The 10,753-nt window shown below is 73.1% G+C and carries 8 protein-coding genes; 4 read left to right on the forward strand and 4 right to left on the reverse strand.

Annotated elements, in window-relative coordinates:
- The first annotated feature begins 279 nt into the window (after window positions 1-279).
- Window positions 280-2,916, forward strand: coding sequence for a SpoIIE family protein phosphatase (locus ACZ7G3_RS18630; protein ID WP_470926822.1), 2,637 nt, complete (start codon window positions 280-282; stop codon window positions 2,914-2,916).
- A gap of 36 nt (window positions 2,917-2,952) precedes the next feature.
- On the opposite strand, the gene ACZ7G3_RS18635 is transcribed toward ACZ7G3_RS18630, so the two are convergent.
- Window positions 2,953-3,789: a nucleotidyltransferase domain-containing protein gene (locus ACZ7G3_RS18635; protein ID WP_470926823.1), complete on the reverse strand. Its 837-nt coding sequence runs from the start codon at window positions 3,787-3,789 to the stop codon at window positions 2,953-2,955.
- Between the two features lie 409 nt (window positions 3,790-4,198).
- On the opposite strand from ACZ7G3_RS18635, the gene ACZ7G3_RS18640 reads away from it, so the two are divergent.
- Window positions 4,199-5,365: a M23 family metallopeptidase gene (locus ACZ7G3_RS18640; RefSeq protein WP_470926825.1), complete on the forward strand. Its 1,167-nt coding sequence runs from the start codon at window positions 4,199-4,201 to the stop codon at window positions 5,363-5,365.
- 267 nt (window positions 5,366-5,632) lie between these two features.
- On the forward strand, window positions 5,633-7,171 hold the full coding sequence (locus ACZ7G3_RS18645) for a CYTH and CHAD domain-containing protein (protein ID WP_470926826.1): 1,539 nt from the start codon (window positions 5,633-5,635) through the stop codon (window positions 7,169-7,171).
- A gap of 45 nt (window positions 7,172-7,216) precedes the next feature.
- On the opposite strand, the gene ppk2 is transcribed toward ACZ7G3_RS18645, so the two are convergent.
- The 3 genes from ppk2 to ACZ7G3_RS18660 form a co-directional block, all read right to left on the reverse strand.
- On the reverse strand, window positions 7,217-8,197 hold the full coding sequence (gene ppk2, locus ACZ7G3_RS18650; protein WP_470926827.1) for a polyphosphate kinase 2: 981 nt from the start codon (window positions 8,195-8,197) through the stop codon (window positions 7,217-7,219).
- A gap of 49 nt (window positions 8,198-8,246) precedes the next feature.
- Entirely contained in the window at window positions 8,247-8,636 is a 390-nt protein-coding gene (locus ACZ7G3_RS18655; RefSeq protein WP_470926828.1) for a hypothetical protein, read from the reverse strand.
- Window positions 8,637-8,764: 128 nt separating this feature from the next.
- Window positions 8,765-9,823, reverse strand: a complete 1,059-nt coding sequence (locus ACZ7G3_RS18660; protein ID WP_470926830.1) for an aldo/keto reductase — start codon at window positions 9,821-9,823, stop codon at window positions 8,765-8,767.
- A 143-nt stretch (window positions 9,824-9,966) separates the two neighbouring features.
- Between ACZ7G3_RS18660 and ACZ7G3_RS18665 the strand changes: the two genes are divergently transcribed.
- Window positions 9,967-10,581 (forward strand): TetR/AcrR family transcriptional regulator, encoded by a 615-nt coding sequence (locus ACZ7G3_RS18665; RefSeq protein ID WP_470926832.1) that lies wholly within the window; start codon window positions 9,967-9,969, stop codon window positions 10,579-10,581.
- Window positions 10,582-10,753 lie beyond the last annotated feature (172 nt).

Here is a 10,753-nt window from a genome sequence, read left to right on the forward strand (position 1 = left end):
GCGCCCCGCGGACTGATGGGGTGTCCACGACGTCCCCGGTTCCCCGCGCAGGACGAGGCGGGTGTCGGGAGGGGAGACACGGACGGGTGAGCCCCCGCGTACGGGGGAGAACGCGGGGCCGCACCGGCAAACTATCGGAGTAATCCCCCGCCTGCCAGACCTGGCCGCCCCTGAGCCGCCCGAGGGCCTCACCCGGCCGGTGGACATCACGGCGATTCGGCCGGGGCGCACACGCATGGCGCGCTGCGAGGCCCGTCGTGCGGGGCACACACTGGTGACATGGGCTATCTCGATCCGTCGGCGGCGGTGTCACGGCGATTCGCACAGGCACCGGTGAGCGTGGCGTCGGCTCGGCGGTTCGTGCGGGCCGCGCTGGACGACGTCGCCTCGGACCTGGTGGACACCGCCGAGCTTCTGGTCAGCGAGCTGGTCACCAACGCGGTGCTGCACGCGCGTACCGAGGCCGAGGTGGCGGTGGCACGCCACGAGGGCCGGGTGCGCGTACGGGTCGGTGACCGTCGGCCGAGCCGCGCACTGGTACCGCAGTACTGCTCGCCGTACGCCGGTACGGGACAGGGGCTGGCGCTGGTGGAGCAGCTGGCCTCGCGGTACGGCGTCGACACCGACGACGAGCGCAAGACCGTGTGGTTCGAGCTGTGGCCCGACGGTCCGCCACCGCCGTCGTCCGGGTGGGAGACCGGCGTACCGCCGTGCGCCTCCGATCAGACGGTGACGCTCGTCGACGTGCCCGGTGCCCTGCACACGGCGTGCCGGCAGCACCGGCACGCGGTGCTGCGCGAACTGACCCTCGCCGCGTCGGCCGGGGGTCTCCCCGGGGTGCCCCCCGAGGACCTCACGGTCGCCAACGACATCAACAGCATGATCAGTGCCTGCGCGACGGCCGCTCTTGAGGAGCCGCTCCCCGAGTCCGATCTCCGCTCTCTGTTCCTGCCGCTGCCGGCCGACGCCGCACCCGCGGTACGAGCCCTGCGGCGGGTGCTCGACCTGGCCGAGGAGGCGGCCCGGGAGGAACGGCTGCTCACGCTGCCGGCGCTGCCGCGCGGCCGCGCCTTCCACGACTGGCTCTTCGACCAGATCGTGGGGCAGCTGACCGGGGCCCACCCCACCGCGTGGACCGTGATGCCCCGCGAACCCGAGGTCAGCTCCACCGAGGTCGTGCCGTGGGACGCCGGCCAGGTGCGCAGCAGCAGGGTCCCGACCATCGCCGCCGACGACGGGAACCGGATCATCGCGGCGAACGGACCGGCAGCGGACCTGTTGGGCTGGGGACCGGACGACCTCGTCGGGCGCAGGCTGACCACGCTCATCCCCGAGCACCTGCGGCGACGGCACACCGCGGCGTTCACCTCGATGCTGCTCACCGGTCGCACCCGCATCGTGGGCCGCTCCGTGCCGCTTCCGGCGCTGCGCCGTGACGGCGGGGTGGTACCGGTCAGGCTGTACATCCAGACGCAGGAGACGGCCGACGGCCGCACCGTCTTCGTCGCCCAGCTCACTCCCCGGGCGACCACGCCCCTCGAGGTGCCGACGAATCACGGCAGGAACCGGCCGGCGGCGGCCCGGGAGCCCCGCGCAGGCCGGGCGCCGGCCGCCCCGGAACCCGACAGGAGGGCGAGCGGTGCCGAACGCGGCATGTCGGCGCTGAACAGGCTCTCCCTCCTGGCCGACCTGGGTGCCGAGCTCAGCAACACCCTGGACCTGGACGAGGGGCTGCGGTGCGCCGGCCGGCTTCTGACGCGGCGGCTGGCCGACTGGTGCGTGGTGGACCTGTTCACCGAACACGCCCAGGTGGACCGGGTCTGTGTCGTCCACCGGGACCCCCGTGGCCTGCGCCCCGCGGCGTACGAGGGCAGGCTCCCGGCGGTCTCCGAGCAGTCGCGCGGCCCGCTGGCCCGTGTGCTGCGCGGCGCGGGTCCTCTGCTGCTCACCGACGCTCCGGCGCCGGGCCAGGCCGAGAGCGCACTGGACCGGAACTACCTCGAACTGTTCCGTGGGCTCGGGGCGGGCAGCGCCGTCGTCGCTCCGCTGCGGGCCCGCCGCAAGATCTTCGGCGCCCTGACCCTGACGCGCGAGACGGGGGGCCGGCCGTTCACCGAAGAGGACCTGGCCCTGGTCGACGACCTGGTCCACAGCCTGGCGCTCGGGGTGGACAACGCCCGCCTGTACCAGGAGACGCGTTCCATCGCCGAACGGCTTCAGCGTTCCCTGCTGCCGGTGCTGCCGGACGTCGCGGGCCTGCAACTGGCCGCCCGCTACGCCGCTTCCTCCACCACCGCGCAGGTGGGCGGGGACTGGTACGACAGCTTCGTCCTGCCCAAGGGGGACACCGCCGTGGTCATCGGTGACGTCACGGGACACAATCTCGACGCGGCCATCGCCATGAGCCAGCTGCGCAGCATGCTCCGTGGCATCGCCGTCGACCGCGAGGAGCCGCCCGCGGAGGTCCTGCACCGCCTGGACCTGGCGAACCACAGTCTTCACCGGGAGGCCACCGCCACCTGCCTCTACGGCCTGGTCAAGGGCCCCGCGCACGGCCCCTGGGAGCTGAGGCACTCCTCCGCCGGTCATCTGCCGCCCCTGCTGACCACCCGGGAGGGCGAGACCCGCTACCTCGACGACGGCTCGGGCCTGCTCCTCGGCATGGATCCCGACGTGCCCCGGCCCACGGCCGGCCACGCGCTGCCGGCCCACTCGACACTGCTGCTGTACACCGACGGTCTCATCGAGCGCCGCGACGAACCCCTCGACGACGCCTTCGACCGGCTGCGCCGGCACGCGGCCGATCTGGCCCGCGAGCCCCTCGACACGTTCTGCGACGAGGTGCTGATCGGCCTGGGGGCCGACAGCGCCGACGACATCGCCGTCCTCGCCGTCCGGCCCACCCCACCGTCGTGATCCCTGGCGTCCACGTCCCGCCGAGGACGCCAGGGGTCAGCCCCGGCGGTTCGCCGCCAGCAGCTGGGCGATCTGTTCGTGGAGTCCGCGCGGCACCCGGACGGCCCAACGCTCGACTGCCTCGGCGCTCAGCTCCCGGCTCCACGTCCAGCTGCGGCGAGCGGCCGTGCGCACCTCGTCCTCCCGGGCGGCGGCGGTGGTGGAGGTGTAGCGGTCGACGTCGGCGGCGGGCAGGTCCCTCTCCAGTGCCCGGCTGGGGGTCAGCCAGTGTGCGGTGCTGTCGCGCAGGAGCCGGCAGAGCTTCAGCTGGTGCGGCGCGACGACGGCGTGCAGCAGGTTGTGGGCGCGGGCCACTTCGCCGCGGGCCAGGACGTGGGCCAGCATCAGGGTCCAGTTGGCCAGTTCGTCGGTGAGCTGCTGCGCGGTGCGAGCGGGCTCGGGCGGGCGGAACGTGGCCAGGCGCCGGGCGGCCCGGGTGAGGCGGCCGGTGCGGTCCAGCAGGACGGCGGCTTCGGGGCGGGGAAGGTGCACCATGCCCTCCCAGGCCGGGACCTCGTCGATGCCGGGTCCGGCGGGCGTGATGTGGAACTCGCCGCGCATCAGGTCGTCGAAGACTACGGCGAGGATGCCGTACATGTTGGTGTACGCCAGCTGGAGCGGGGCGAGCTGTTCGAGGAACGCCCGGGCGTCGAAGTCGTCGAGGTACTCGTCCTCGACGTAGAGGTAGGCCTCGATGTCGGAGTGCGCGTCGGCTTCACCGACCGTCCAGGATCCGTAGAGGAGGACACCTTCGAGACGGGGTTCGTCCTGGGCGAGCTGCCGCAGGCGGGCGATGCGGTCGTCCAGGGCGGGGCAGGCGGAGTGAACGGACATGGGCTGACTGTCTCCTGAGTGAGCGCGCGGGGCACGACGGATCGACGCCCGGCGTCTGCCGGGCGGATGACTGCGGACCGTGCGGTCGGTTCAGGAAACGCCCATGGCGGGGATTGTAGGCCATGCCGGTGGATGACGGGGCGACGATCGGGAATCGGGGATCGGGCGTCCCATGAGGTCTCCGTCCGGCCACGAGGTCTCCGTCCGACCGGTGGTGCGGACGCCGGGAGTGGAGGCGCCGCAACCGGGCCGACCGCCGGGAGGGGGCCTTTGTGTGCGGGCACCCTGGGCCGTCGGACGCCGCCGGTCTGCCCGTTCGGGCACCCCCTTCTGCCTCGGGGGCTCCTGACGTCGATGGAACGGGGCGTTACCTTCCCTTCGTGAGCACCAGGTCCCGGCGAGTGCCCGGGTGAACGACGAACGGCTGACCGTGGCGGAAGCGACCGAAGACACGGACGAGCGACAGCCGGGACAAACAGAACAGCGGGATCAGCCGGAGCAGCCAGAGCCGCCGGGCCAACCGGAGCAGGCCGGGAAGCGCAGGCGCCGCGGCCCGGGTCCTTTCACACTGCTTGTGCTGCCGGCCCTGGTGACCGTCACCGGCGTGGCCACGTTCCTCGCGCTGACGGGCGGCATGCCGTCCCCGTGGCCCGAGGACTCCGACGGGAACCGGGCCACGACCGTCGACATCGACCCCTCCTACATTCCCTGGCTGCGCAAGGCGGCCTCGGCCTGCACGATCCTCGAGCCGTCGGTGCTCGCCGCCCAGATCGACCAGCTCTCCGGCTGGAGCGACGACACGGACGAGCTCTCCGGCCAGAAGGGCATCGCCGCCTTCACCGACACCGAGTGGCGCACGTGGGGCGAGGACGACGACGGCAACGGGCACTCCTCGCCCCGCGATCCGGCGGACGCGATCATGGCGCTCGGCCGGCAGGACTGCTCCCTGGCCGAGAAGGTGACGGCACTGCGCACGGAGGGCCGGGTCAACGGGGATCTCGTGGATCTGACCCTCGCCGCGTACTCGTCGGGAACGGACGCCGTGGCGGAGGCGGGGCGCATACCTCCGACGGCCGAGACCTACCTGGCCGAGGTCAAGGCCCTGCTCCCGCGGTACGAGGCGCTCGACCGGGCCGACTCGGGCGGCGGCGCGGGCGGTGCGGCCGGCGCCCTCCTGGCGGCTCCGGTGAGCCCGCTCACCATCACCTCGCCCTACGGATCGCGCGAGCACCCGCTGACCGGGGTGACCAAGCTGCACACCGGCGTGGACTTCGCCGCGCCCCAGGGGGCACAGGTCGCCGCCGCCCGGCAGGGCCGCGTCGTGTTCGCCGCGCCGACCAACGCGTACGGCAACCGCATAGTGATCGACCACGGGACCATCCAGGGCAAACGACTGGAGACGACCTACAGTCACCTGTCGTCCCTGGAGGCCGCCGTGGGACAGGAGGTGGAGGCCGGCACGCCGATCGGACGGGTCGGCTCCACCGGTCTGTCCACCGGCCCCCACCTGCACTTCGAAGTGGTGCTCGACGGGTACTACACCGATCCCCGTCCCTGGCTCGTCGCCGGCGGCTAGGATCTGCGGCCGCGTGTCCGCCTCTGTGGGGCGTACGGCCGGACGGCCACGGCGTCACGTCCGGCGCTGCGCAGTCTCGTCGGCGCAGCGGGCGGTCGCCGCGTGCCGGTCCGGCGACCGGTAGGGGCGTAACGCCGCTTCCACGGTGCTCGCCGGGCTCCCTGACAGGCGGTCCTTCCCGTCGGCCGCACTGCGGCTCTTCTCCCGTCGTGGCATTACGCACCGCGCTTCGCGTTTGATCCGCCCGATCGCGTCGAGGGACACAACATGACCCAGTCGAAGCGCGAGACAGAGCGAAAGTACGAACCGTCCTCCTCCGGCGCCGACGGGCTGCCGGACCTCACCGGCGTCGGTCCCGTCACCTCGGTCACCGCGGCCGGGCCCGAGGAACTGGACGCGGTGTACCACGACACCGCGGATCTGCGGCTGGCCGGCACGTCGGCCACCCTGCGCCGCCGGACGGGCGGCTCGGACGCCGGGTGGCATCTGAAGCTGCCGCTCGCCGGGGACAGCCGGGAGGAGGTGTGGGCCGCGCTGTCGGACGACGTGCCGGAGGCGCTGCGCGAGCTCGTCCTGTCCCGCACGCGGGGCGCGGAGCTGCGTCCCGTCGTACGCATCCGGTCGGTCCGCTCGGTGCGGCACCTCCGTGACACCGAGGGCAGGGTGCTCGCCGTGCTGAGCCTCGACGAGGTGCGCGCCGACTCGCTGCTGGCGGGTGGTGGCCGTGCCGAGTGGAGCGAGCTGGAGGTCGAGCTCGCCGACGGGGCCCACGCCGGGCTGCTGGACACGGTGGAGCGGAAGCTGCGCAAGAAGGGGATCACCCGGTCGGACAGCCCCTCCAAGCTCGTCCGGGCGCTGCGGGACACCGGCGCGTCGAGGGAGGCGGGGCACTCCCGCCAGGCCCCCGGCGAGGTGGTGCCCGGGTCTCCGGGCGCGTACGTACTGGCGTACCTGCGCGAGCAGGCAGGCATCCTGGTGACGTTGGATCCGGCGGTCCGCCGCGGACAGCCCGACGGGGTGCACAAGATGCGGGTCACATGCCGGCGCCTGCGCAGCTGCCTGCGCTCGTACCGGTCGGTTCTCGACCGGCGGATCACCGATCCCCTTCGCGCCGAACTCCGGTGGCTGGCGGGAGAACTGGGGGTCGAGCGGGACCAGGAGGTGCTGCGCGACCGGATCGGCGGCGCGGTCGCCGAGTTGCCCGACGACCTGGTGCTCGGCCCGGTCGCCGCCCGGCTGCGGGTGTGGGGCGTGTCCCACGGCGACGAGAGCCGGACGCGTACGCGGGAGGCCCTGGCCTCGGCCCGCTATCTGCGTCTCCTGGACGCGCTGGACGAGCTGGTCCGTCAGCCGCCGCTGCGCGCCGGGGCGGCGGGCAAACCGGCGCGTGTCATGGCCAAGGCGGTCCTCAAGGAGTACGACCGTCTCACCGGGCGCATGGGCCACGCGCTGGAGCAGCCTCCCGAGCAGTCCCGGGACGCGGCGCTGCACCAGGCGCGCAAGGCGGCCAAGAAGGTCCGCTACGCGGCCGAGGTGGCCCGTCCGGCGCTCGGCAAGCCCGTCGCCCGTCTCGGCAAGCGTGCCAAGGCGGTGCAGAAGGTGCTCGGTGGGCACCAGGACGCCGTCGTCGCCCAGGACACCCTGCGGGAACTGGCGGTGGCGGCCCACAGCGCGGGGGAGACCGCGTTCACATGGGGTCTGCTCCACGGTCAGGAACGGGCGGCAGCCCGCGCACGGCGGGAGGAGCTCCCGTCGGTGTGGCGGGCGGCGTCGGATCCCGCCCTCCGGGCGGCCCTGCGTCACTGAGCCGTGCCGCGGCCCGCGCCGGTGCGCGGGCCGGACGGGCCGGGTTCAGTCCGTCCGGCCGGGGTGGGTCCCCGGCCCGTCGCCGTGCCCGGCCAGCGGTGTCGGCGAGAGGTCGACGGGCTCCTCACCGGCTTCGAGCAGGGTGTCGGCCGCGCCCACGATCAGCGGGTCGGGGCTGCCCACGGCGTCGTCGTCCTTCGCCGGATAGTCGCAGCGGTCCAGCAGGCTGCGCATGGCCTCCAGCCGGCCCCGGCGCTTGTCGTTGTTCTTGACCACCGTCCAGGGTGCGTGCGGCGTGTCGGTGGCACGGAACATGTCGACCTTGGCCGCGGTGTAGTCGTCCCAGCGGTCCAGTGACGAGAGGTCCGTCGGCGAGAGCTTCCAGCGGCGGACCGGGTCGACCTGGCGGATCGCGAATCGGGTGCGCTGCTCGGCCCGGGAGACGGAGAACCAGAACTTCACCAGCAGGATGCCGTCGTCGGTGAGCAGGCGCTCGAACAGCGGCGCCTGCTGCAGGAACTGGCGGTACTCGGGCTCCGTGCAGAAGCCCATCACCCGTTCCACGCCCGCCCTGTTGTACCAGGAGCGGTCGAAGAAGACGATCTCGCCGCGGGCGGGCAGGTGGGCCACGTAACGCTGGAAGTACCACTGCCCCGCCTCCCGCTCGGTCGGTTTGTCCAGGGCGACCACGCGGGCGCCGCGGGGGTTGAGGCGTTCGGTGAAGCGCTGGATGGTGCCGCCCTTGCCGGCCGCGTCGCGGCCCTCGCACAGGACGACGATCCGCTGCCCCGTCTCCTTGGCCCAGCGCTGCATCTTGAGCAGCTCGATCTGCAGGACCCGCTTCTGCCTCTCGTACTCGGACCTGCGCACCTTGCGGTCGTAGGGGTGGTTCTCCCGCCAGGTGTCGATGGAACTCCCCTCCGCGTTGAGCAGGATGGGCTTCTCCGGCCTTCGTTCATCGACGCGCAGGCCCTGGAGCAGATTCTCCTCGGCGGCCTCGTCACCGGTGCCGTGCGTCCTCGTCATCCGCGCCTCCTCACCCTCGGGTTCCGACCGCCCCGGCCCCTCCGTGTGGTCACGCCGCATGCGGCCTGGCCCGCACGGGGCGCGCGGGGCGCACGGGTCCGGCCGGGGTCCGGACGGCCGTGACCCGGTAGATGGTCCGGGCGGGGTCGGTCAGCGGGTCGCCCAGTGCGATCCGGCCGGCGGCGTGCAGCTTGTCGCACTCGGCGGTGGGCAGCGCCGCGTAGCAGCCGCCCCTGCCCGTGGCGGAGTCCAGCGGCCGCCAGTAGCTGTATCTGCGCCGTCCGCCCGCGCGCACGGTGACGAACACGGGGGTCCGCGCGTCGGCGACGATCCGCAGGACGTCGGCCTCGGCCAGGCTGAGCGGGGCGCACGGGCGGGGTCCGCGACGGCCGGTCGCACGGGTTTCGGCGGTCTGCGCGTGGACGACGGTAAGCGGCATCGGTGGTGGCCTTTCGGGACAGGGGACTCGAGACCGCCTACCCGCTCCGGCCGGTGTTGATCTCGCTTGCCCACATTCTTGTGCATGGCACTGACAATGCCGCTCCCGCACCGCCGGAACAGGGCAGGTCAGTCCTGGGGTACGCCGACGCGCCGCAAGGGGTGGGGGTTGAGCCGGGCGAAGCCCTCCTGACGTTCGTAGGGGAAGTAGGGGTACGGAGCCGTTGTGGCGCTCGCGGCGTCGAGCCTCGCCACCTGGTCGTCGGTCAGGGTCCACCCGACGGCGCCGAGGTTCTGCCGCAACTGCTCCTCGTTGCGGGCACCGATGATGACCGAGGAGACGGTCGGGCGCCGCAGCAGCCAGTTGATGGCGATCTGGGGCACGGTCCGGCCCGTCTCCCCGGCGATGGCGTCCAGGGTGTCGACCACCCGGAACAGGAGCTCGTCCGCCACGGGCGGGCCGTAGTCGGCCGTGGTGTGCAGCCGGCTGCCGGCCGGGAGCGGCCGGCCACGGCGGATCCGGCCGGTGAGCCGCCCCCAGCCGAGCGGACTCCAGACGACGGCTCCGACGCCCTGGTCGAGGGCCAGCGGCATGAGCTCCCACTCGTAGTCGCGACCGACGAGGGAGTAGTAGACCTGGTGTGCCGCGTAACGCCGTTGTCCGTGGGCGTCCGCGTCGGCCAGGGACTTCATCAGCTGCCAGCCGCTGAAGTTCGAGACGCCGGTGTGGCGGAGTTTCCCGGCGCGTACGAGGTCGTCGAGCGTGGAGAGCACCTCCTGGACCGGGGTTCTGGCGTCGAAGGCGTGCAGCTGGAAGAGGTCGATGTAGTCCGTGCCCAGCCGGCGCAGGGCCTGGTCGACCGCCGTGATCAGACGCGCCCGCGAGGTGCCCGCGTCCGCCGGGCCATCGCCCATCGGCAGCCCGGTCTTGGTGGAGATGATCACCTGGTCGCGCCGCCCCTTCACGGCGGCGCCGAGCACCTCCTCCGACGCCCCGCCGGAGTAGACGTCGGCGGTGTCGAACATGTTCACCCCCGCCTCCAGGCAGATGTCGACGAGCCGGCGCGCCTCCGCCTCGTCCGTGCTGCCCCAGGCGCCGAAGAGTTCTCCCCGCCCGCCGAAGGTACCCGCGCCGAAGCTCAGTGCCGGGACCATGAGCCCGGATGCTCCCAGTCTCCTGTATTCCACAACCGCATCCCTTCGTCCGACGTCCCGTCGCGTCGCGTGGTGTGCGTCGCGCACGAGGCGGCAACCATTAACGGGACATGCATCCCGTTAACATGGGGAGAGAGTAGCAGGAACAGAGTCACTAATGGAACCGGAGTACCGTTATGACAACCGAAAGCGTGGGTCCGGGCACCGTCCGCCCGGGCGGACGCACCGCCCGGGTGCGGTCCGCCGTTCTCCGGGCCGCCGGCGACGCCCTGGCGGAGCACGGCCTGGCGGGCCTCGACCTCGCGGACGTGGCCCGCCGCGCCGAGGTCGGCAGGACCACGGTCTACCGACGCTGGGGGACTCCGGCCAACCTGGTCGCCGACCTGCTCATGGACATGGCCGAGCAATCGCTGCCCCGCACGGAGACGGGCACCCTCCTCGGTGATCTGCGCGCGAACGCCCGGCTCGTCCAGCGCACACTGGCCGACCCGCGCCAGGGCGCGCTCTTCAGGGCGGTGATCGCCGCCGCGACCTGCGACGCCCAGGCGGCCGCCGCACTGCGCCGCTTCTACGACGTCCGCGTCTCGGAGTGGGAGCCCTGCGCCCGGCAGGCCGTCGAACGCGGCGAACTGCCCGAGGGCACCGACACCCGCGAGGTGATCCGCGCGGTCTCCGCGCCCCTCTACTACCGCCTGCTCACCACCGGCGAGCCGCTCGACGAGGCCACGGCGGACCGCGCCGCCGCAGCCGCGGTGGCGGCGGCGCGGGCGGGAGTCTTCTCCACGGCGTGATCCCCTCGTCCGGTACCTCGCCCCGGCGACACCACCCACGGCGGCCTCGTGGGCCGCGCGGCCCACGAGGCCGCCGACGCGGCGATACCGGGGACGGAAGCCACGCCGCACAAGGCGCTCGGGCCCGCGCTCGCCAGAAACACGGAATCCGCCATTGCTCACACGGCGCCCG

Source organism: Streptomyces sp. NPDC037271, assembly GCF_055603605.1.

Coding starts and splice junctions, on each gene's coding strand:
- ACZ7G3_RS18630 (WP_470926822.1), top strand. CDS start 280: ATGGGCTATCTCGATCCGTCGGCGGCGGTGTCACGGCGATTCGCACAG.
- ACZ7G3_RS18635 (WP_470926823.1), bottom strand. CDS start 3,789: ATGTCCGTTCACTCCGCCTGCCCCGCCCTGGACGACCGCATCGCCCGC.
- ACZ7G3_RS18645 (WP_470926826.1), top strand. CDS start 5,633: ATGACCCAGTCGAAGCGCGAGACAGAGCGAAAGTACGAACCGTCCTCC.
- ppk2 (WP_470926827.1), bottom strand. CDS start 8,197: ATGACGAGGACGCACGGCACCGGTGACGAGGCCGCCGAGGAGAATCTG.
- ACZ7G3_RS18655 (WP_470926828.1), bottom strand. CDS start 8,636: ATGCCGCTTACCGTCGTCCACGCGCAGACCGCCGAAACCCGTGCGACC.
- ACZ7G3_RS18665 (WP_470926832.1), top strand. CDS start 9,967: ATGACAACCGAAAGCGTGGGTCCGGGCACCGTCCGCCCGGGCGGACGC.